The organism is Acidovorax sp. 93 (assembly GCF_003633835.1).
GTDB classification, from domain to species: domain Bacteria; phylum Pseudomonadota; class Gammaproteobacteria; order Burkholderiales; family Burkholderiaceae_C; genus Acidovorax; species Acidovorax facilis.
In genome coordinates this window covers 16,187-36,665 of record NZ_RBIT01000001.1, presented here as the reverse complement: position 1 = coordinate 36,665, position 20,479 = coordinate 16,187, and the positions used below count along the sequence as shown (strand labels likewise).

Here is a 20,479-nt window from a genome sequence, read left to right as displayed (position 1 = left end):
CTTGGCCCTGTTCCTTTACCGCTTTCTAACGCCTTTGTGAGGTTGTCCACCATGCGTACCCAGGTTGCCATCATCGGCGCAGGCCCCGCCGGTCTGCTGCTCGGCCAGTTGCTCTACAAATCCGGCATTGACGCCGTCATCATCGAACAGCGCAGCCCCGACTACGTGCTGGGCCGCATCCGTGCCGGCGTGCTGGAGCAGGTCAGCATGGACCTGCTGGCCCAGGCCGGTGTCGGGGCCCGTGCCCATGCCGAAGGGCTGCCCCACGACGGCATCGAGCTGCTGTTCAAGGGGCAGCGCCACCGCATCGACCTGCATGCGCTGACCGGCGGCAGCCGCGTGACGGTGTATGGCCAGACCGAAGTGACTCGCGACCTGATGGACGCACGCGCTGCAGAAGGCTTGACCACCGTGTACGACGCGCAGAACGTACAAGTGCACGACTTCGAAGGCCAAAGCCCCCGCGTGACCTACCAGAAGGACGGCCAGACGCACGAGCTGGCCTGTGACTTCATCGCAGGCTGCGACGGTTACCACGGCGTGTGTCGCGCCAGCGCCCCGGCCGACCTGCTCAAGACTTACGAACGCGTCTACCCCTTTGGCTGGCTGGGTGTGCTGGCCGATGTGCCGCCGGTCTCGCACGAACTGATTTACGCCAACACCGAGCGCGGCTTTGCGCTGTGCAGCATGCGCAGCGCCACCCGCAGCCGCTACTACGTGCAGGTGCCCAACACCGACAAGATCGAGAACTGGACCATCGACCAGTTCTGGGCCGAGCTGGGCAACCGCCTGGACCCTGAGGCACGTGCCAATCTGGTCACCGGCCCGGCGCTGGAGATGAGCATTGCCCCGCTGCGCAGCTTTGTGGCCGAGCCCATGCGGTTTGGCCGCATGTTCCTGGCGGGCGACGCGGCCCACATCGTGCCGCCCACGGGCGCCAAGGGCCTGAACCTGGCGGCCAGCGACGTGGGTTACCTGTGGACTGCGCTCACCGAGTTCTACACAGAGAAATCCGCCCTGGGCATCGACACCTACTCCGACCGCTGCCTGCGCCGCGTGTGGCGGGCAGAGCGCTTCTCGTGGTGGTTCACCTCGCTGATGCACCGCTTCCCCGAGACCGGCGAGTTCGGTCAGAAGATCCAGGAGGCCGAGCTGGACTACCTGGTGAACTCGCGCGCCGCCTCGGTCTCGCTGGCGGAGAACTATGTGGGGCTGCCGATGAACTTCGGCGCTTGAACCTCGCCTTCATCCTGACAACGGGCATAAAAAAGCGGCTTCCTTGGAAGCCGCTTTTTGTTGGGTGCCCGCCGGTCGAATCAATGGCGGAAATGGCGCACGCCGCTGAAGACCATCGCCACGCCGCGCTCGTTGGCGGCGTCGATCACTTCGTTGTCGCGCATGGAGCCACCGGGCTGGATCACGCAGGTGGCGCCTGCATCCACCACCACGTCGAGGCCGTCGCGGAAGGGGAAGAAAGCGTCGCTCGCCACCACCGTGCCCTGCAGGCTCAGGTTGGCGTGGCCGGCCTTGATGCTGGCGATGCGGGCCGAGTCCAGGCGGCTCATCTGGCCGGCACCCACGCCCATGGTCATGCCGCCCTTGCAGAAGACGATGGCGTTGCTCTTGACGTACTTGGCGACCTTCCAGGCGAACAGCAGGTCTTCCATTTCTTCCAGCGTGGGCTGCTTCTGGGTCACGACCTTGAGGTCGATGAGCGACAGCTCGTGGTTGTCGGCCGTCTGCAGCAGCAGGCCCGAGCCGATGCGCTTGGCATCCATGGCGTTGCGGCCGCGTTCCCAGTCCGTCTTGCCACCGTGTGTTGGCAGTGCGATCTTGAGCAGGCGCACATTGGCCTTGGCCTTGAAGATTTCCAGCGCCTCGGCGGTGAAGTCGGGGGCCATCAGCACTTCGACAAACTGCTTGCTGACCTGGGCTGCGGCCTGCCCGTCCACCACGCGGTTGAAGGCGATGATGCCGCCGAAGGCGCTGGTGGGGTCGGTCTGGAAGGCCTTGCTGTAGGCGCTCAGCGCATCCAGGCCCACGGCCACGCCGCAGGGGTTGGCGTGCTTGACGATCACACAGGCGGCGGCGTCAAAGCTCTTCACACATTCCCAGGCGGCATCGGCATCGGCGATGTTGTTGTAGCTCAGCTCCTTGCCCTGCAGCTGCACGCCGGTGACCAGCGAGCCGGGCGCGGGGTGCAGGTCACGGTACAGCGCGGCCTGCTGGTGGCTGTTTTCACCGTAGCGCAGGTCCTGCACCTTGGTGAAGATGCCGTTGCTCTGGCCCGGGAACTGAGCGCGTGTGGGCACATAGGTTTCCGACAGTTTTTCTTCTTCGAACGTGACGGAGGAGAGGTAGTCGCTGATCGCGCCGTCGTACTGGGCGATGCGGTTGAATGCGGCCACCGACAGTGCAAAGCGCAGCTTGTCGCTCAACTTGCCACCGGCCTTGAGTTCAGCCAGCACAGCGTCGTATTGGTCGGCCGAGGTGATCACGCCCACATCCTTCCAGTTCTTGGCGGCGCTGCGCACCATGGCGGGGCCGCCGATGTCGATGTTCTCGATGGCGTCGGCCAGCGAGCAACCGGCCTTGGCCACGGTGGCTTCAAAGGGGTAGAGGTTGACCACCAGCAGGTCGATGGTGTCGATGCCATGTTCCTTCAGGGCCGCCATGTGAGCAGGCACATCGCGGCGGGCCAGCAGACCGCCATGCACCTTGGGGTGCAGCGTCTTCACGCGGCCGTCGAGCATTTCGGGGAACTGGGTGACCTCGGCCACTTCGGTGACGGGCAGGCCCTTGTCGGCCAGCAGCTTGGCGGTGCCGCCGGTGGACAGCAGCTGGATGCCCAGCGCGTGCAGCGCTTGCGCGAATTCGACGATGCCGGTCTTGTCGGAAACGGAGAGAAGTGCGTTCATGGTGTGGGAAGGGAGAGTTTGAATAAAAACAGGCTCTAGCGCTTATCCATCAAGCGCAATCAGCTACAAATTAAATAGCAAATAACACAATGACGTCAGAGCAGCTTGTGCTCGACGAGCTTTTTGCGCAGCGTGTTGCGGTTCAAGCCCAGCCATTCGGCCGCGCGGGACTGGTTGTTGTCGGCTTGCTGCATCACGACTTCCAGCAGCGGCCTTTCGACCACACGCACCAGCATGTCGTACATGCCATCGGGCGTCTCGCCGCCCAGGTCGCGAAAGTAGCCCTGCAGGCTCTCGCGCACGCATTCTTCTATGTGTTTCTTGCTCATGCAGCCAATCCCTCTTGTTCTTCTGGTTCTGCGTCCAAGCCCGTGGCGGCAGGCAGCCGGTCCATCTGTTGCCCGAGGGCGTCCAGGTGGTCGGCCACGGCCTGCCACTGCGTGGTGCAGTCTTCGATCGTGTTGATGTGTTGCCTGAAGGCCTCGCCGCCCGGCAGCGCGCGCAGGTACCAGGCAATGTGCTTGCGCGCACTGCGCACGCCGGTCAGCTCGCCATACAGGCGGTAGTGGTCTTGCAGGTGGTCCAGCAGCAGACGCCGCACCTCGGCCACCAGCGGTGGTGCCAGGTGTTCGCCCGTGGCCAGAAAGTGGCCGATCTCGCGGAAGATCCATGGTCGGCCCTGTGCGGCGCGGCCGATCATGATCGCGTCGGCCCCGGTGGCGGCCAGCACATCGCGCGCCTTCTCGGGCGAAGTGATGTCGCCATTGGCCACCACGGGCACCTTCACCGCCGCCTTGACGGCTGCGATGGTGTCGTATTCCGCGTGGCCCTTGTAGCCCTGCTCACGCGTTCGGCCATGCACGGTCAGCATCTGGATGCCGACGGCCTCGAACTGCCGCGCGAGTTGCACGGCGTTCTTGTGCTCCTGGCACCAGCCGGTGCGCATCTTCAGCGTGACGGGCACGTTGAAGGGCGCGCAGGCCTCGACCACGGCAGCGGCAATTTCCACCGCGAGTGCTTCGTTCTGCATCAGCGCAGAACCCGCCCATTTGTTGCAGACCTTCTTGGCCGGACAACCCATGTTGATGTCGATGATCTGCGCGCCGCGTTCCACGTTGTAGACCGCAGCCTCAGCCATCATCGGCGCATCGGTGCCGGCGATCTGCACGGCAATGGGGCCCGGCTCCCCTTCATGGTTGGCCCGGCGCGAGGTCTTGAGACTGTTCCACAAGTCCTTGCGCGAGGTCACCATCTCGCTCACCGCATAGCCCGCACCCAGCGCCTTGCACAGCTGGCGGAACGGCCGGTCGGTGACGCCCGCCATCGGGGCGACGAACAACCGGTTCGCCAAAGGAATGTGGCCGATGTGCATGGGCGGGGTGGGATAGGGAGGCAGCAGCAGATGCTGAAAAAGGAGGCAGGATTGTACCTGCTCAAAATTTCAGCAAATGAAATATCTCGACCGCTGAAAATCGGACGGCTTTGTCACCCTCACGCGCAGCCGGGGCGAGTACCACCCCGCAGGGAGCAAGGTCATCGCGCGGCGAGGTCAGCGTCCGCGGTGTGCACCGGTGCAGCGCCGCGCAGCGCAAAGTGCCACCAAGCATCGGGGGTGTTTTCAAACTGGTGGCGGGCCATCGTCGCACGCAGCCAGGCGCGGTTGTGCAACACATCGGGCGAGAAGCCCTGGGCGGCCGACTCTGCACCTGCCAGCGCCGCACCCGCAGGCGTTCCCATGTCCACGTCGTGCCCGTCGGCCAGCGGCCCGCGCACCACCTTGCTGGCCTTCATACCATCCACCACACGCACCTGCACCACCCAGCCGCCACCAGTGGCCGGGCAGGTGGCTTGCAACACCATGCCCTGGGCCTGCAATTCCTGGCCCACCCGCTGCAAGGCGGCACGCGCAGAAGGAGTTTCGCTGCAAGGGCTGGCGACATGCACCTCAGCGGGTTGCAGTTCAGGCACCGCTGCCTGTGGGCTGTGCACACAGGCAGCCATCAGCAGCGCCAGGGCCAGCGGCAGCCAGCGAGAGCCAACAGGCGCGCCAGCCAGAGGGGTGGTGCTGGGGAAGACGTGGGGTTCAAAACGTTGCATGCTGCCTCCTCCTTGGGAATTTTTCGGGGGACGGTGTGGTTACCACGATAAGAAAGGAGCCCCTTGCAAGCCATGCGCAGATGGCGCAGCCCGGCGTAGGACAGCGCCCCCTGGCACCAAAGCACCGGCTGCGCAGCCCTACACTTGGCCCCTATGGAAATCTGGATGCACCAGCTGCTGGAATGGCTTGCGCTGCCGCAGTTCGGCCTGAGCACGGTCTTTGTGGTGGCGTTCATCTCCGCCACGCTGCTGCCTTTAGGCTCGGAGCCTGCGGTGTTCGGCTTGATCAAGATCAACCCTGAACTCTTCTGGCCCGCCATCCTGGTGGCCACGGTTGGCAACACGCTGGGCGGTGGTGTGAGCTGGTGGATGGGCCTGGGCGCTCACAAGGTGGTGGACAAGGCCCGTGGCAATGCCACTGAAGTTCGCGCGCTGAACTGGCTTCGGCGCTTTGGCGCCCCCGCCTGCCTGATGAGCTGGCTGCCCGTGGTGGGCGACCCGCTGTGTGCTGTGGCAGGCTGGCTCAAGCTGCCGTTCTGGCCTTGCCTGGCTTATATGGCTGTGGGGAAATTCTTCCGCTACCTGGTTATGACGAGCGTGTTGCTGTACTTCATGCCAGGGCATCTGGCGATGTAGTGGCCCGCCGAAGCCACCGGGATCAGGGCGGCAATAGACGGTCCCAGTTCACGGGCACCGTGGTGTCCACGTGCAGCGTGATCGCCTCTTCGTGGGACTGCAGCGGGTGGGCGCGGGCCCACCGGGCGTCCAGCACGGCCACGTCCGCCTCTGACGCACCGGCTCCGGCCAGCGCGCGCTGGCGCACACGCTCGCGCAGCACCGGCAAGGGGGCCTCGAACGACAGGATGTGGCAGGGCACTTGCACAGAATCGGCCAGGGCCAGGAAAAGCGCGCGGGCATCGCGGTCCAGCAAGGTGGCATCCACGATCACGGAGTAGCCTGCCACCAGCACCTCGCGTGCCACTTGCGCCAACCGCTGGTGCGTGCGGAATGTAGCCTCGGCGGTGTAGATGCCGCCAGGCACGCCGTCGCTGGAAGCATTAGGCGCCAGGCCGAACAGGCGCTTGCGCTCCACATCCGCCCGCACGCGCACCAATCCACGCTGGCACGCCAGGGTCAGCGCATGGGTGCTCTTGCCCGCCCCCGAAAAGCCATGGGCCAGCCACAACGCAGCAGGGCGCGCCACCGGCCAGCGCGCAGGCCGTTGCCCCGCAAAACCCGCCGCCAGTTCCAGATATTCCTCCAGGGCTTGAACAGCCTGCGCACTGCCATCACCGCAGGTTGGATTCAGCCGCAGGGCAGCAACCCGCGCCCGCACCAACGCGCGGTAGGCTCCGTAGTACCGCAAAACGGACAGGCCCGCGTAGTCTCCCGTGTGCTCCAGCCACCGGTTCAAAAACCGCCAGGCCAGATCGGCCCGGCCATGGGCCGCGAGGTCCATCACCACAAAGGCGATATCGGCCACACAGTCGATCCAGCGCAAGGCGGGGTTGAACTCGATGGCATCGAACAGCTGGGCCTCGCCATCGATGAGTGCAATGTTGGTCAGATGCAAATCGCCATGGCATTCGCGCACCCGACCGGCTGCCCGCCGTGCCTCGAATGTGGTGGCCAGGGTCCGCCCCTGGTGCCGGCACCAGCCGACCACCTGCGCTAGCAGGGGGCCCTGACCGGGCAACGCGCTTGCCACGGGTGCGCGCAGAGCCGCCACACAGTCATCCACTGGCGCTTGCGCCGCTGCCGCCGTGCCCCAGCTGTCGGTGCTTGCAGCGATGGCGGCTGCGTCGTGGAACTGCGCCACATGGCACGCCAGCTGGTCGATCTGCGCAGGCAACACGCGATGCGCATCCAGTGCAGTGGCGAGTAGTGCGTCCTGGGCAAAACGTCGCATCCACACGACGGGTTCGGCGCCTGGCAGAGCGTCTATCCACGGCACGACCTGAAGCGTGGTGGGGGCGCCATCCGCCCCAGCAGTCACCTGACCCACCAAACCGACAAGGCCCAAGTACAGGCCCGGCGCCGTGCGGCGATTGATGCGCAGCTCTTCCTCGCAGGCGGCGTGCCGCAGGGCATGGGTACTGAAGTCCAGAAAGTCCAGCTGCAAGGGTTTCTTGAGCTTGTAGGCAAAGTCACCCGCAAGCAGCACCCAGGAGATGTGGGTCTCGATACATTCCACGCGCTCTACAGGGTGGGGAAAAGCCTGCGGTTGTTGCTGCAGCAGACGCACACGCTGCAGGGCGGTGGCGAATTCGGCCGACAGGTCGGTGGATGAGGGCATGGAACGGACGCGGGGGAAAGGCACCAACGCACAAGCGCGAAAGGCAGCCATGCCACCCAACGTGGGGGATGGAAACAGGCGTTCAGTGTGAACACCGAAGGCCGCTTGTCAACCCGGCCAGCACAAACAACGGCCAGCAGCTACAGGAAAGCGTTGCTGCTGGAGATCGACAAGTCCGACAGCTGCGAATCGCCTTTGGCAACGGGCTCCTCGACCACCACCTGGTTGCGCCCGCCTTCCTTGGCCATGTACATGGCGGTATCGGCCCGCGAGAAGAACTCCAGCACCGACTCGCCCAACACATACTGCGTCACCCCGACCGATACCGTCACCCGGCCCTTGAGCAATCCGGTCCAGGCATGGGTTTCCACCTGCGCGCGAATGCGCTCACAGGTATTGAGCGCAGGCAGCAACGAAGTGCCAGGGAAGATGAGCAGAAACTCTTCACCCCCATACCGGCCAAACACGTCGCCCCCGCGAACGCCCTGCTGCGCGATGCGCGCAAAGGTGCGCAGCACCTCGTCGCCCCCCAGATGCCCCAGCTCATCGTTGATGCGCTTGAAGTGGTCAATGTCCAGCACGGCCAGGCACAACGGGATGCCACTTTCGTCGGCCAGCTGTTTTTGCTCTTCCAGCGCGGCCAACACGTAGCGGCGGTTGAAGCATCCCACCAGCGGATCGCGCTGGGCGTCTTCCTGGATGTTCTTGATCTTGCGGCTTGCATGGTAGAGGCTGCGGTACAGGCGCTGCACGCGGCCCATGAGGGCAATGAAGGCGGGCAAAGAGACCGCCAGAGCCACCCAATGCAATGCCTCCAGACGCAGCAGGGCGTTGTTCTGCTGCTCCAGGTAGTGCAGCCCCACCACCCCGGCATAGAGGCACAACATGCAGGCCGCCAGTGCCAGCAGGGTGGGCCGTGGCACAGTGAAAATGCCATAGGCCACGGCCACAAAGGTGAATGGCGCCAACAGGATTTGCGTAACGGGCGCCAGGTAGACAATGCCGAGCATGCACGCGAGCGCTGTAGCCACCATGGCCAGCTTCAGGTGCCGATGCCGCACATTTTTGTGCAAGCCCGTGTTGAAAATGCCCCAGAAGGTCGCGCAGACCACCGCCACCAGCACGCCCAACACGGCGAGCACCTGAAGGTCCACCATGCCCAGCGCACAAAACCCCAGCATCGCCAGCGCATAGAGCCCCATCAGCCCTGCGGCCAGCAACCATTTTTCGCGCGCACTGCGCCCACTGCGGGGCCCCATTCCATCCAGCGCGCGGCGGGCCGGGCGCACCATGGCTGAAGACGAGTCATCGAACTCCATGACAGCGTCGGACAGGGGAAAGGCGTCCGTCGCCGAAAACGGATTCTTGCGACCAAAAAACATGTGGAGGCAGGCCTGAGCCCGGGTTCGTTCGGGTGATGCTTCACCGAAATGCGCAGGCTGCAGGCACCAACACCCGGCAGACGAGCCCGCGCATCTTACGCAGAACTGACACCGTCGCGCTCCGTGTTTTCCAGTAGCGCCACCAGCGGCGCAGCAAATCTGTGCAATGAATGCGACGCGAGCCCATCGAAAAGACTCCCAGCCCCGGTTCCACGCATGCGGTGCGGGGAGAACACGGCCCTTCTTCTCAGACCACTACAACCCGCCGGCGCGTCCACCAGCCTTCCATGCTGTAGACCAGCAGCGCCGCCCAGATCAAGACAAACCCCACCAGGCGCGCTGGCTCGAACGGTTCATGGAACAACCACACGCCCAGCGCAAACTGCAGGCTGGGCGAGATGTACTGCAGGATGCCCAAGGTGGACATGGGGATCAGGCGCGCACCCGCCGCAAACAGCAGCAGCGGAACTGCCGTCATGGGGCCCGCAAGCAGCAACCAGCCGACGGTGGCGGGCGTGCCCTGCACCAGCGCACCCTGGCCTTGCCACGCCCACCAGCCCAGCACGACGGCGGCCACCGGCGCGAGCACCAGCGTCTCCAGCGCGAGACCCTCCAGTGCGCCCAGCACAGCAACCTTGCGCAACAACCCATAAAAGCCAAAACTCAAGGCCAGCACCAGTGCAATCCAGGGCAGGCGCCCAGCCTGCACCGCCAGCCACAGCACGCCAGCGGCCGCCACGGCCACCGCCATCCATTGGCCCGAGCGAGGCCGCTCACGCAGAAATACAAAGCCCAGCGCGACGTTGACCAGCGGAAGGATGAAATAGCCCAGGCTGGCGTCTACCACGTGCTGGTTTTGCACCGCCCACACATAGGTAAGCCAGTTGCCCGACAGCAGCATCGCAGACAGCACAAATGCCGCCAGCACCTTGGGCTGGCGCAGCACGGTCCCCATCCACGACCATTGCCTGCGCACCATCAGTACGCCAAATACAAACACCAGCGACCACAGTGTGCGGTGCATCACCACTTCGAGCGAGGGCACGTCTGCCACCTGCTTGAAATACAGGGGGAACAGGCCCCAGGCGATGTAAGCCAGGGCGGCGTAGAGGATTCCAGTGTTCATAGAAATCGATGCTCAGGGGGATGCGTGGCCCCCCCTGCCAAACGGTCGTAAAAAATCCCTGCATGCCAGGGGCCCTGCAGGGATTGCGGGCCACCGGGCCATAACCCGATGGCGTTTTCAGTGATTTTTAGACGTTGAACAGGAAGTTCAGCACGTCGCCGTCCTTGACCACGTATTCCTTGCCTTCGGCGCGCATCTTGCCAGCATCCTTGGCGCCCTGCTCACCCTTGTAGGCGATGAAATCGTCAAAGGCAATCGTCTGCGCACGGATGAAGCCGCGCTCGAAGTCACCGTGGATCACGCCGGCCGCCTGAGGTGCCGTGTCACCAATGTGGATGGTCCACGCGCGCACCTCCTTCACACCCGCAGTGAAATAGGTCTGCAGGCCCAGCAGCTTGAAGGCGCCCCGGATCAGGCGCGCGAGGCCGGGTTCGGTCTGGCCCATTTCGGCCAGGAACATGTCACGGTCTTCGTCGCTCATTTCAGCCATCTCGGCTTCCATCTTGGCGCAGATGGCCACCACGGGGGCGTTCTGGCTGGCAGCGTAGTCCTTGAGGCGGTCGAGGAAAGGGTTGTTCTCAAAGCCGTCTTCGCTCACGTTGCCCACGAACATCGCGGGCTTGGCTGTGATCAGGCACAAGGACTTGAGCAGCGGCTGCTCTTCCTTGGTGATCTCGACCGAGCGGGCGGGCTTGCCTTCATTGAGCGCAGCCTGGATGCGCGTGAGCAGCGCCACCAGCTTGGCGGCATCCTTGTCGTTGCCCGACTTGGCAGCCTTGGTGTAGCGATTGAGCGCCTTTTCGACGGTGCCCATGTCGGCCAGGCACAGCTCGGTCTGGATCACCTCGATGTCCGAGATCGGGTCCACACGGCCAGCCACGTGGATCACGTTGTCGTCTTCAAAGCAGCGCACCACGTTCACGATGGCGTCGGTTTCTCGGATGTGGGCCAGGAACTGGTTGCCCAGGCCTTCACCCTGGCTGGCACCGGCCACCAAACCAGCGATGTCCACAAACTCGACAATGGCGGGCACGATGCGCTCGGGCGAGATGATCTGGGCGAGCTGCTGCAGGCGGGGGTCAGGCACTTCCACCACGCCCACGTTGGGCTCAATGGTGCAGAACGGATAGTTTTCGGCGGCGATGCCGGCCTTGGTCAGCGCGTTGAAAAGGGTGGACTTGCCGACGTTGGGCAGGCCCACGATGCCGCATTGGAGGCTCATGGCAGGGCTTTCTGGATTTCGGAGACAAACCGCCGATTTTACGGGCCAGCCAGCTATCACCCTTTCACGCCATGTTCACACCGTCAGTCGAAGCGCAGATTGGCCGCCACCCGCTGACCCACGCGCAGCGTCTGGCCCGCCCCCTGGCGCACGATGGCATTCATTCCGAACGTGATGGCGCCATCGAGCCGTTGGTCCTTCCGATAGGTCCGCAGGGTGTCCCCCACCGATGGGTTGCTTTCGGCTGTCGCGGGGTCGATGTCAGGAATGGGGCACCGCGAACAGGGTTTGACGGGCTGAAGGTGGATTTCACCCTCTTGCGCATCCACACGCACCAGATCCACTCGGTCCTCGTCGTGTGCGTCCACCCCGGCCAGGACCACATTGGGCCGAAATCGCTCGATCCCCGCGGCGGCATGGCCTGCAGCCTGAAGTCGCACGTTCAGCTCATCCATCGATGCCTGGCTGGCGAGCAACAACGGAAAACCATCGGCAAACTGGTTCGGCGCCTCGACACCGCCCGTCCATTCCATGCTGGACAAGCGGCGGTATTCAGGATCAAAACGGACAAGGCGGCAGGGCTGACCGAGGAAGTCCGTAAACCACTGCGCCGCCACGGCACCCATGTCCCATGCGGGCACCGTGTCGCGCCACACGGTCACTGTGGCGGGCGCCTCGACCGCATCGATGGCCACATGCAAGGCCAGCATGCCAGGCGCACGCAGCACCATCTCATCGCCTTTGAGCTGCGGGCGAATCAGCGCCATGCGCGGCAGCGTGCGCTGGGTTACAAACATGCCCTCAGCGTCTACCACCATCCAGGCACGGTCCAGATCGAGCCCCGTATCGGTGAGCAAGGCCTGCTGCACTTCAATGCCGGCACACGACTTGACGGGATAGACAAACAGGCGCGCGATGGTGCCCGACAGATCGGAATCAGGGTAGAAACTCACGCGAAGGTGCTCCTCAAAAATGACCAGTTGGACAGCGAGCCCGATTTTGCACCGCGCCCAAGGGCCCAGGCCCGCTCCTACAATGCCGCCATGGCCCAAACCTTTGATATCTGTATTCGCGGCACCGGCATTGTGGGCAAGACGCTGGCACTGCTGCTGGCCCGCGAAAGGCTGAAAGTGGCCCTGCTACCTGCACCCGGCCCGAAGGCCCCCGCAACCGCCGATGTGCGGGCCTATGCGCTGAACGCAGCATCGCGCAAACTGCTGGATTCGCTTCGCAGCTGGCCCGATGCAGAGCACGCCACAGCCGTGCGATCCATGCAGGTACAGGGAGACCGGGATGGCGCCGTGCATTTTGATGCGGCCACCCAAGGGGTGGAAGCCCTGGCCTGGATCGTTGACGTGCCCGCCCTGGAGGCCCGCCTCGCCGAAGCTCTGCGCTACCAGCCCCAGGTGGAAATGGTCGATGCCCCCGTGCCAGCGGCCCTGACCGTGGTGTGCGAGGGCCGCGCCAGCAGCACGCGCGAAGAGTTTGGTGTGGGTTTTCAGGTAACGCCGTATGGGCAACACGCCATCGCCACCCGATTGCAGTGTGAACGCGCCCACGAACAGGTGGCACGGCAATGGTTTTTGCCCGACGGCATTCTGGCTTTTTTGCCTTTGGGCGGGCCGCAGGGGAACTCCGTGGCGGTTGTCTGGTCCGTCTTGCAGGAACATGTCGCGCCGCTGATGGCCTTGTCCCCTGAAGAATTCGCGCAGAAGCTCCAGATGGCCAGCCGGGAATCCCTGGGGTCGCTGACGCTCAGTGCGGAACGAGCAGCCTGGCCTCTGCAGCTTGCAAAAGCAGACCGCTGGTGTGGCAGCTTGCCATCCACCGGAAAAAACCCGCGCAGCTGGGTGCTGGCTGGTGACGCGGCGCACAACGTGCATCCGCTCGCAGGCCAGGGGTTGAACCTGGGACTGGCAGACGCCCAAGCCCTGGCCAGCGCACTGCATGGGCGCGACTACTGGCGCAGTGTGGCTGATGTACGTTTGCTGCGGGGCTACGAGCGCGAGCGCAAGGCAGCCCTGCTGCCGATGGGATTGGCGACGGATGGCCTGCAACAACTCTTCTCCCGCCAGGAAGGGCCGCTGCAGGCGCTGCGCAACTGGGGAATGAAGGGCTTTGAACTGAGCGGCCCGCTGAAGCACTTCGTGGCCCGCCAGGCCATGGGAAATTACTGACCACACCGGTGGCCGCCCTCTGGAAGCCACCAGACCGTTTTAACGAGAACACCATGAAACTGATTCCCACCCTGCTCGCTGCCGCCGCGCTGGCCTCCGGCTTTGCCGCCACCGCACAAGAAGCGGACATCCGCAAGGCGCTCGCCGAACGCATTCCCCAAATGGACAAGATTGACGAGGTGCGCCCCACCCCCATGAAAGGCCTCTACGAGGTACGCATCGGGACGGACCTTTTCTACACGGACGCCAAGGGCAACTATGTGATCCAGGGTGAACTGATCGATACGAAAGTGCGCCGAAATCTGACCGAAGACCGCATTGCAAAGCTCACAGCCGTCGAGTTCTCGGCACTGCCCCTCAAAGACGCCTTCACCATTGTGCGCGGCGACGGGAAACGCAAGTTGGCCGTGTTTGAGGACCCCAACTGCGGCTACTGCAAGCGTTTTGAACGCGACCTGCAGAACGTGGACAACGTGACGGTGTACCTGTTCCTGTACCCCATCCTCAGCCCCGACTCTGCGGAAAAATCGCGCAACATCTGGTGCTCCAAAGACCAGGTGACGGCCTGGCAGGATCTCATGGTGCGGGACAAGCCTGTGCCTGCAGCGAGCTGCGATACCAGCGCCTTGCAGCGCAACCTGGCATTTGGCCGCAAGCACAAGATCACAGGAACGCCTACGCTGATTTTTGCCAACGGCGCCCGCGTGCCGGGAGCCATCGGTGCCAAGGAAGTGGAAAAGCGCCTGGCCGAGGCCAGCAGCGAAACCCCTGCCGCCAACTAATACGCGTTTTGCATGCGCGCAGGCCCCGCTCCCACGGGCCGCGCCATCTGACCACAAGGCCCGAACCTGCAGTTGCCCATGCCCTCAACCCGCAAGCCAGAATCCGCCGCCATTCACTACCACGTTGAGCCAGCGGACCTGCACGGTCATCTGTTTCGCATTGCACTGACGATTCCCCACCCTTCGGCGCAGCAAGAGGTCTCGCTGCCGATCTGGATTCCGGGGAGCTATCTGGTGCGGGAGTTCTCCAAAAATCTGCAAGAGCTCAAAGCCCACCAGGGCACGCGGGAAGTGAAGCTCACGCAACTGGACAAGCATCGGTGGCAAGCTGAATGCAGCCCCAACAAGCCCCTTGTGCTGTCCTACGCCGTCTGCGCCTACGACACCTCGGTGCGCACGGCCTGGCTGGACGCATCGCGCGGGTTTTTCAACGGCACCAGCCTGTGCCTGCGCGTGCAGGGCCAGGAAACGCAGCGCCACACGCTCGATATTGCCAGCACGCCTGCTACGGCCACCTGGTCAGTGGCCACCGGCTTGTCCCCCGTCAAGACAGACAAGAAGGGTTTTGGTCTCTACGCTGCGGCGAACTACGACGAGCTGGTTGACTGCCCGGTGGAAATGGGCGTGTTCTGGACCGGCCGCTTCACGGCCTGCGGCGTTCCGCACCGCTTTGTGGTGGCCGGTGCAGCGCCCTCTTTTGACGGCAAGCGCCTGCTGGCAGACACCCAGAAGATCTGCGAGACCGCGATCCGCTTCTGGCATGGCGAAGGCAAGGCGCCTTTCAAGAGCTACCTGTTCATGCTCAACGCCGTGGGCGACGGCTACGGAGGGCTGGAGCACCGCAACTCCACCGCGCTCATCTGTGGCCGGCGCGACCTGCCACGGGTCGATGAGGGCCGCACTGGTGATGGATACACCACACTGCTGGGCCTGATCAGCCACGAGTACTTCCACGCGTGGAACGTCAAGCGGCTGCGCCCCGCCGATTTTGCCCAATACGACTACACCCGCGAAAACTACACGGAGCTACTGTGGTTCTTCGAGGGCTTTACCAGTTACTACGACGATTTGCTGCTACGCCGTGCAGGGTTGATTGACGACGCTGCGTACCTAAAGCTCATCACCAAAACCATCAACCAGGTGCTTCAGACACCAGGCAGGGCCGTGCAGACCGTGGCGCAAGCCAGCTTTGACGCCTGGGTCAAGTACTACCGCCAGGACGAAAACACCCCCAACGCGACGGTCAGCTACTACACCAAGGGCTCGCTGGTGGCCCTGTGCCTGGACCTGACCCTGCGCCGCGAAGGCAAGACCAGCCTGGATGAGGTCATGCGCACGCTGTGGCTGCGGTGCCAGGGCGGCCCGATGTCGCAAGACGATTTGCTGGCAGTATTGAAAGAACTGTCCGACCGGCCCTTCGATACAGAACTGGCGCGGTGGGTGCACAGCACCGCAGAACTGCCGCTGGCAGAATTGCTGGAAGCCAACGGCGTTTTGCTCAAGGCGGAGCCCCCCCAATGGGCGCAGCGGCTGGGGCTGCGGGTGGGAGAAAACCACAGCGTGCAAATCAAGACCGTGCTGCGAGGCGGCCCTGCGGAAAAGGCGGGCATGGCGGCTGGCGATGAGTGGCTGGGCATCGATGTGAAAGGCCAGGGGTGGCGCATCAGCAAGCTGGAAGATGTGGCGTTCTATGCTGGCACCGAGACATCCCTGACGGCCCTGGTGGCGCGGGACGGCCGACTGCTGCGATTGCCGCTCGAACTGTCGGCCCGCAGTGCGTCCACGCCCCCCAAGAAGACATCCCGCACCACCGCCGCCACGGTGCCAGATACGGTGAGCCTGTCGATTGCCAACGCTGCCACCCTGGGGCGCTGGTTGAATTGAGCCAGGGACATGACACCGGATTGGTACGGTGTTCTACCTACCAGCGCATAGGTTCGGGCATGCTTGGGTATATTCGTTCGTGCTTTCATAACTACCTATAAACCCAGGAGATTTCATGTCTTACGAAACTATCGAGGTTCGCATCGAGGCGGACAAGGTTGGTATCGTCACGCTCAACCGGCCCAAGCAGCTCAACGCGCTGAACGACCAGCTCATGGATGAGCTGGGCGCGGCACTGAAGGCCTTTGATGCAGACGAAAAAATCGGCTGCATCATCGTCACAGGCAGTGAAAAGGCGTTTGCCGCAGGCGCCGACATTGGCGCCATGGCGAAATACAGCTTCGCAGACACTTACAAGGGCGACTACATCACCCGCAACTGGGAAGTGATCCGCTCCATCCGCAAGCCCGTCATTGCCGCTGTCAGCGGTTTTGCGCTGGGCGGTGGCTGCGAGTTGGCCATGATGTGCGATTTCATCATCGCCGCTGAAAACGCCAAATTCGGCCAACCCGAAATCAAACTGGGCGTGATCCCCGGCGCAGGCGGTACGCAGCGTCTGCCGCGCGCAGTGGGCAAATCCAAGGCGATGGACATGGCCCTGACCGGTCGCATGATGGACGCGGTGGAAGCCGAACGTTCCGGCCTGGTCAGCCGCGTGGTGCCCTACGACAAGCTCATGGACGAAGCACTGGGTGCCGCCATCATCATTGCAGGCTTCTCCCAGATCGCCGTGATGGCGGCCAAGGAGTCGGTCAACCGCGCCTTCGAAGGCAGCTTGTCGGACGGTGTGATGTTCGAGCGCCGCCTCTTCCACGCCCTGTTCTCCACCCAGGACCAAAAGGAAGGCATGGACGCTTTCATGAACAAGCGCACCGCGAACTTCACACACCAATAATTTTTGTTCTATAATCTTGGACTGCGGTCGTATAGCTCAGTTGGTTAGAGCGCAGCATTCATAATGCTGATGTCGGTGGTTCAAGTCCACCTACGACCACCAAATCCAACCCACAGTGCATGCGCACTGTGGGTTTTTTATTGGGCAGCCGCACGCAAAAATCATAGCTGCCGACGCTTGGTACCATTGGTTTTTAATGGGAAACCGCTGGAAATCCTTTAAAACCAAGCGCGAGCAGCTATTATTTTTGAGAACTGCGGGATTGGCCCCGCTTTTAGAATCGCTGTTTCAGCCCCTGGATGTAAACCATGAACCGCTGCACCACGACTTCCTCGCCTGCTTCCTCCCTCACTTCGCCGACGGCACCCGCGCGAAAGCTCATCGCGGCTGTGGCCTGCGCCCTACTCTGCGGCACCCTGCCGGTGTCCGCCCAGGTACAGCCCGGGCTTGGCGGCATGCGGACCTTTCCCGATGCGGCCCAGCGCGGCACCCTGACCCTCAACACAGCATCAGAGGCCACGCTCAATGGCCGCACCATCCGCCTGGCGCCTGGCATGCGCCTGCTAAGCCCTCAGAACACGCTGGTCATGATGCACACGGTGCTGGGGCAGAGCTACAAGGTGAACTACGTGATCGAAAACAGCACCGGCATGCTGATCACCGCCTGGATCCTGACCCAGGGCGAAGCCGAGCAGCCCCGCAAGGGCAGCGACACGGTCGAGCGCAACTACCGCACCGAGTACGACGTCATCCGCAAGTGATGCGTTGACCCATCAGCCGCGCCCTGTGTCCCGGCGCGGCCATTGAATATTTGCGGCGCGCTGCGGTGCTCCGCCCTTTTTCTTTCTGATTGCAAGAGAGCCTGCCATGGCCAAAAAAGTCTTCATCAAAACCTTCGGCTGCCAGATGAACGAGTACGACTCGGACAAGATGGCCGACGTGCTCCACGCTGCCCAGGGCTACGAGCCCACGCAGAACGTGGACGAAGCCGACCTCATCCTCTTCAACACCTGCTCGGTGCGCGAAAAGGCGCAAGAGAAAGTCTTCAGCGACCTGGGCCGCATCAAGCACCTGAAGGCGCGCGGCGTGAAGATTGGCGTGGGTGGCTGCGTGGCCAGCCAGGAAGGCGCAGAGATCATCAAGCGCGCCCCCTATGTGGACGTGGTGTTTGGACCCCAAACCCTGCACCGCCTGCCCGAGATGCTGAACCAGCGCGAGCGCCTGGACAAGCCGCAAGTGGACATCAGCTTTCCTGAGATCGAGAAGTTCGACCACTTGCCGCCCGCGCGCGTGGAGGGCGCCTCGGCCTTTGTGTCGATCATGGAAGGCTGCAGCAAATACTGCAGCTACTGCGTGGTTCCCTACACCCGGGGCGAAGAGGTGAGCCGCCCGTTTGACGACGTGCTGGTGGAAGTGGCAGGGCTGGCCGACCAGGGCGTGAAGGAAATCACCCTTTTGGGCCAGAACGTGAACGCCTACCTGGGCAAGATGGGTGGCACGGCCGAGATTGCCGACTTTGCCCTGCTGCTCGAATACGTGTCCGACATCCCGGGCATCGAGCGCATCCGCTACACCACCAGCCACCCCAATGAGTTCACGCCCCGACTGATCGAGGCCTATGCCAAGCTGCCCAAGCTGGCCAGCCACTTGCACCTGCCTGTGCAGCACGGCAGCGACCGCATCCTGATGGCCATGAAGCGCGGCTACACCGCCATGGAATACAAGAGCACGGTGCGCAAGCTGCGCGCCATCCGACCTGACCTGGCCATGAGCAGCGACTTCATCGTGGGCTTCCCCGGCGAGACCGAAGACGACTTCAACAAGATGATGAAGTTGATTGACGACATCCACTTTGACAACAGCTTCAGCTTCATCTTCAGCCCCCGCCCCGGCACCCCAGCGGCTGGCCTGCACGACGACACGCCGCACGACGCAAAGCTGCGCCGCCTGCAGCACCTGCAAGGCGTCATCAACGCCAACATCAAGTCCATCAGCGAAAGCCGCGTGGGCACGGTACAGCGCATCCTGGTAGAAGGCGCTTCCAAGCGCGATACCACCGAGCTGATGGGCCGTACCGAATGCAACCGCGTGGTGAACTTTGTGGGTCAGTCACGCCTGGTAGGCCAGATGGTGGATGTCACCATCACCGAAGCCAAGGCCTACACGCTGCGCGGCGAAGTGCTCACCCGCGAGGCGGCAGTCGCAGCCTGACGCGCACCCGGCGCCCGTGGCAATGACGGCAGACACCCCGCCAAGCGCGGATCTTCGCAAGTCCGACGGCCCGCTGCACGGCCTCTCGTTCCAGCAGCTTTTGCTGCTGGCCTTTCTGCTCATAGCGGGACTGCTGGGGGTGAGCTCGTTGCGGGCGCTGTACACCCTGGAACAGCTCATGGTGCAAAGTCGGCTTGGTGCCGCCGAGGCCACCACGCTGAGCACAGCGGCCCAGGCATTGAACCAGCGCGGGCAGGCCCTGGAACGCGCGGCACGCCAGTCCCTGGTTCTGCGGGATGCGCCGCTGCGGCGCAGCTTCAACGAAATGTCCGTAGAGGCACAAGCCGTTCTCGACCAGTTGCACCAGGGCGGCCTTCCCGAAGACCAGGCCAGCCAGTGGCGTGAGCATCTTGACGCCGTGAAGGCACTGCTGGATGCACCGCCGGAACGGGCCCTGGAAAACGAGCAACGGGTAGCGGAAGAATTTGTCACGCTTGAAGCGCTGCATACCGCCATCGTGCAATCGGTCCAGGAGATCAATGCACAACGTAACCGCGCGCTGCTAGACCGGGTGGAAGCGAGCCGCCGCAACGTGACGCACCAGGTGGTAGGGGTGATCGTCCTGGCGCTCGTCCTGGCCCTGGCGCTGGGCATCTGGCTTGCCCGTCCTTTCAAGCGGCTGGAAGGCACGATTCGGCGGTTGGGCGAGAACCAGCTTGAAGCGCCCGTGGTGATCTCCGGCCCCGACGACGTACGCCGCGTGGGGCAGCAGCTGGAATGGCTGCGCCTGAGGCTGCTGGAACTTGATTCGGACAAGGCCCGCTTCCTGCGCCATGTCTCGCACGAACTCAAGACGCCGCTGGCCGCGATGCGCGAGGGCGTGGCGCTGCTGCAGGACGGTGTGACCGGTGAACTCAATGCCGACCAGCGCGAAGTTACACAGATCCTTCACCACAACACATTGGTTTTGCAAGGTGAGATTGAAGCCTTGCTGCGCTTTAATGCTGCAGCCTTCGAGGCACGCCAGCTGCAGCGGCGCGACACCGATCTGCTCGCGCTGCTGGAAGCCCAGGTGGAAGCCCAGCGGCTGCAATGGCAAGCCCGGGGCCTGCGGGTGCTGGTGGAAGGATCCGCCATCTCTCTGCCCATTGACGCCGACAAAATCGCCTCGGCAATCAGCAACCTGCTGTCCAACGCCATTCGTTTTTCGCCCAAAGGGGGAACGGTGCGGCTGTCGCTCTCGCGCCATGCGGGCTGCGTGCGCGTGGACGTTTCGGACCAGGGCCCTGGCGTGGCCCAGGCAGACCGTGACCGCGTGTTCGAACCTTTTTACCGTGGCATCCGCCAGCCGGACGACGCAGTGCGCGGCACCGGCATCGGGCTTTCCATCGTCCAAGAGTACATCGTCGCCCACGGCGGCCAGGTGCGGTTGGTGGAAGATGGCGTCCACACCTTTTTTCGCATGGAACTACCGCATGCTGCCTAGTTG

18 protein-coding genes and 1 tRNA gene are annotated in these 20,479 nt (G+C 63.5%); 10 read left to right on the top strand and 9 right to left on the bottom strand.

Going from position 1 to position 20,479, the window contains the following annotated elements:
- Positions 1–51: 51 nt before the first annotated feature.
- Positions 52–1,236 (top strand): 4-hydroxybenzoate 3-monooxygenase, encoded by a 1,185-nt coding sequence (gene pobA / locus C8C93_RS00165; protein ID WP_121505509.1) that lies wholly within the window; start codon positions 52–54, stop codon positions 1,234–1,236.
- 80 nt (positions 1,237–1,316) lie between these two features.
- On the opposite strand, the gene purH is transcribed toward pobA, so the two are convergent.
- The 4 genes from purH to C8C93_RS00145 form a co-directional block, all read right to left on the bottom strand.
- Positions 1,317–2,918 (bottom strand): bifunctional phosphoribosylaminoimidazolecarboxamide formyltransferase/IMP cyclohydrolase, encoded by a 1,602-nt coding sequence (purH, locus tag C8C93_RS00160; RefSeq protein WP_121505508.1) that lies wholly within the window; start codon positions 2,916–2,918, stop codon positions 1,317–1,319.
- A gap of 95 nt (positions 2,919–3,013) precedes the next feature.
- On the bottom strand, positions 3,014–3,247 hold the full coding sequence (locus tag C8C93_RS00155; protein ID WP_015015597.1) for a Fis family transcriptional regulator: 234 nt from the start codon (positions 3,245–3,247) through the stop codon (positions 3,014–3,016).
- Complete coding sequence (dusB, locus tag C8C93_RS00150) at positions 3,244–4,290, bottom strand: tRNA dihydrouridine synthase DusB (RefSeq protein WP_121505507.1); 1,047 nt, start codon at positions 4,288–4,290, stop codon at positions 3,244–3,246. The genes C8C93_RS00155 and dusB overlap by 4 nt, the downstream gene beginning before the upstream one ends.
- A gap of 161 nt (positions 4,291–4,451) precedes the next feature.
- Positions 4,452–5,015, bottom strand: a complete 564-nt coding sequence (locus C8C93_RS00145; protein WP_121505506.1) for a M15 family metallopeptidase — start codon at positions 5,013–5,015, stop codon at positions 4,452–4,454.
- A gap of 165 nt (positions 5,016–5,180) precedes the next feature.
- Between C8C93_RS00145 and C8C93_RS00140 the strand changes: the two genes are divergently transcribed.
- Positions 5,181–5,651 (top strand): YqaA family protein, encoded by a 471-nt coding sequence (locus C8C93_RS00140; RefSeq protein ID WP_176886973.1) that lies wholly within the window; start codon positions 5,181–5,183, stop codon positions 5,649–5,651.
- Positions 5,652–5,673: 22 nt separating this feature from the next.
- Here C8C93_RS00140 and C8C93_RS00135 read toward each other — a convergent pair whose 3' ends face one another.
- The 5 genes from C8C93_RS00135 to C8C93_RS00115 all read right to left on the bottom strand — a co-directional run bounded on the left by C8C93_RS00135 (position 5,674) and on the right by C8C93_RS00115 (position 11,994).
- Positions 5,674–7,311, bottom strand: coding sequence for a bifunctional aminoglycoside phosphotransferase/ATP-binding protein (locus tag C8C93_RS00135; protein WP_121508600.1), 1,638 nt, complete (start codon positions 7,309–7,311; stop codon positions 5,674–5,676).
- A 140-nt stretch (positions 7,312–7,451) separates the two neighbouring features.
- Positions 7,452–8,693, bottom strand: coding sequence for a diguanylate cyclase (locus tag C8C93_RS00130; RefSeq protein WP_055393383.1), 1,242 nt, complete (start codon positions 8,691–8,693; stop codon positions 7,452–7,454).
- A 247-nt stretch (positions 8,694–8,940) separates the two neighbouring features.
- Positions 8,941–9,819, bottom strand: a complete 879-nt coding sequence (rarD, locus tag C8C93_RS00125) for an EamA family transporter RarD (RefSeq protein WP_121505505.1) — start codon at positions 9,817–9,819, stop codon at positions 8,941–8,943.
- Positions 9,820–9,946: 127 nt separating this feature from the next.
- Positions 9,947–11,041: a redox-regulated ATPase YchF gene (gene ychF / locus C8C93_RS00120; RefSeq protein ID WP_121421105.1), complete on the bottom strand. Its 1,095-nt coding sequence runs from the start codon at positions 11,039–11,041 to the stop codon at positions 9,947–9,949.
- A gap of 83 nt (positions 11,042–11,124) precedes the next feature.
- Entirely contained in the window at positions 11,125–11,994 is an 870-nt protein-coding gene (locus tag C8C93_RS00115; RefSeq protein ID WP_121505504.1) for an MOSC domain-containing protein, read from the bottom strand.
- Between the two features lie 90 nt (positions 11,995–12,084).
- Between C8C93_RS00115 and C8C93_RS00110 the strand changes: the two genes are divergently transcribed.
- From C8C93_RS00110 to C8C93_RS00070, 8 genes are all read left to right on the top strand, one after another.
- Positions 12,085–13,218: an FAD-dependent monooxygenase gene (locus C8C93_RS00110; protein WP_121508599.1), complete on the top strand. Its 1,134-nt coding sequence runs from the start codon at positions 12,085–12,087 to the stop codon at positions 13,216–13,218.
- A 53-nt stretch (positions 13,219–13,271) separates the two neighbouring features.
- Complete coding sequence (locus tag C8C93_RS00105) at positions 13,272–14,000, top strand: DsbC family protein (RefSeq protein WP_055393390.1); 729 nt, start codon at positions 13,272–13,274, stop codon at positions 13,998–14,000.
- A 78-nt stretch (positions 14,001–14,078) separates the two neighbouring features.
- Positions 14,079–15,884 (top strand): M61 family metallopeptidase, encoded by a 1,806-nt coding sequence (locus tag C8C93_RS00100; RefSeq protein ID WP_121505503.1) that lies wholly within the window; start codon positions 14,079–14,081, stop codon positions 15,882–15,884.
- Between the two features lie 115 nt (positions 15,885–15,999).
- A complete protein-coding gene (locus C8C93_RS00095) occupies positions 16,000–16,779 on the top strand; it encodes an enoyl-CoA hydratase (protein WP_121505502.1) in 780 nt (259 codons plus the stop codon).
- 25 nt (positions 16,780–16,804) lie between these two features.
- A tRNA-Met gene (locus C8C93_RS00090) sits at positions 16,805–16,881 on the top strand.
- A gap of 206 nt (positions 16,882–17,087) precedes the next feature.
- Positions 17,088–17,540: a hypothetical protein gene (locus C8C93_RS00080; RefSeq protein ID WP_233559212.1), complete on the top strand. Its 453-nt coding sequence runs from the start codon at positions 17,088–17,090 to the stop codon at positions 17,538–17,540.
- Between the two features lie 106 nt (positions 17,541–17,646).
- Complete coding sequence (gene miaB, locus C8C93_RS00075) at positions 17,647–18,990, top strand: tRNA (N6-isopentenyl adenosine(37)-C2)-methylthiotransferase MiaB (protein ID WP_121505499.1); 1,344 nt, start codon at positions 17,647–17,649, stop codon at positions 18,988–18,990.
- Positions 18,991–19,012: 22 nt separating this feature from the next.
- Positions 19,013–20,476, top strand: coding sequence for an ATP-binding protein (locus C8C93_RS00070; RefSeq protein ID WP_121505498.1), 1,464 nt, complete (start codon positions 19,013–19,015; stop codon positions 20,474–20,476).
- The last annotated feature ends 3 nt before the right edge of the window (positions 20,477–20,479 follow it).

What these genes read in the sequence shown, in the direction of transcription:
- pobA (WP_121505509.1), top strand. Translation starts at nt 52, where the DNA reads ATGCGTACCCAGGTTGCCATCATCGGCGCAGGCCCCGCCGGTCTGCTG.
- purH (WP_121505508.1), bottom strand. Translation starts at nt 2,918, where the DNA reads ATGAACGCACTTCTCTCCGTTTCCGACAAGACCGGCATCGTCGAATTC.
- C8C93_RS00155 (WP_015015597.1), bottom strand. Translation starts at nt 3,247, where the DNA reads ATGAGCAAGAAACACATAGAAGAATGCGTGCGCGAGAGCCTGCAGGGC.
- dusB (WP_121505507.1), bottom strand. Translation starts at nt 4,290, where the DNA reads ATGCACATCGGCCACATTCCTTTGGCGAACCGGTTGTTCGTCGCCCCG.
- C8C93_RS00145 (WP_121505506.1), bottom strand. Translation starts at nt 5,015, where the DNA reads ATGCAACGTTTTGAACCCCACGTCTTCCCCAGCACCACCCCTCTGGCT.
- C8C93_RS00140 (WP_176886973.1), top strand. Translation starts at nt 5,181, where the DNA reads ATGCACCAGCTGCTGGAATGGCTTGCGCTGCCGCAGTTCGGCCTGAGC.
- C8C93_RS00135 (WP_121508600.1), bottom strand. Translation starts at nt 7,311, where the DNA reads ATGCCCTCATCCACCGACCTGTCGGCCGAATTCGCCACCGCCCTGCAG.
- C8C93_RS00130 (WP_055393383.1), bottom strand. Translation starts at nt 8,693, where the DNA reads ATGTTTTTTGGTCGCAAGAATCCGTTTTCGGCGACGGACGCCTTTCCC.
- rarD (WP_121505505.1), bottom strand. Translation starts at nt 9,819, where the DNA reads ATGAACACTGGAATCCTCTACGCCGCCCTGGCTTACATCGCCTGGGGC.
- ychF (WP_121421105.1), bottom strand. Translation starts at nt 11,041, where the DNA reads ATGAGCCTCCAATGCGGCATCGTGGGCCTGCCCAACGTCGGCAAGTCC.
- C8C93_RS00110 (WP_121508599.1), top strand. Translation starts at nt 12,085, where the DNA reads ATGGCCCAAACCTTTGATATCTGTATTCGCGGCACCGGCATTGTGGGC.
- C8C93_RS00105 (WP_055393390.1), top strand. Translation starts at nt 13,272, where the DNA reads ATGAAACTGATTCCCACCCTGCTCGCTGCCGCCGCGCTGGCCTCCGGC.
- C8C93_RS00100 (WP_121505503.1), top strand. Translation starts at nt 14,079, where the DNA reads ATGCCCTCAACCCGCAAGCCAGAATCCGCCGCCATTCACTACCACGTT.
- C8C93_RS00095 (WP_121505502.1), top strand. Translation starts at nt 16,000, where the DNA reads ATGTCTTACGAAACTATCGAGGTTCGCATCGAGGCGGACAAGGTTGGT.
- C8C93_RS00080 (WP_233559212.1), top strand. Translation starts at nt 17,088, where the DNA reads ATGAACCGCTGCACCACGACTTCCTCGCCTGCTTCCTCCCTCACTTCG.
- miaB (WP_121505499.1), top strand. Translation starts at nt 17,647, where the DNA reads ATGGCCAAAAAAGTCTTCATCAAAACCTTCGGCTGCCAGATGAACGAG.
- C8C93_RS00070 (WP_121505498.1), top strand. Translation starts at nt 19,013, where the DNA reads ATGACGGCAGACACCCCGCCAAGCGCGGATCTTCGCAAGTCCGACGGC.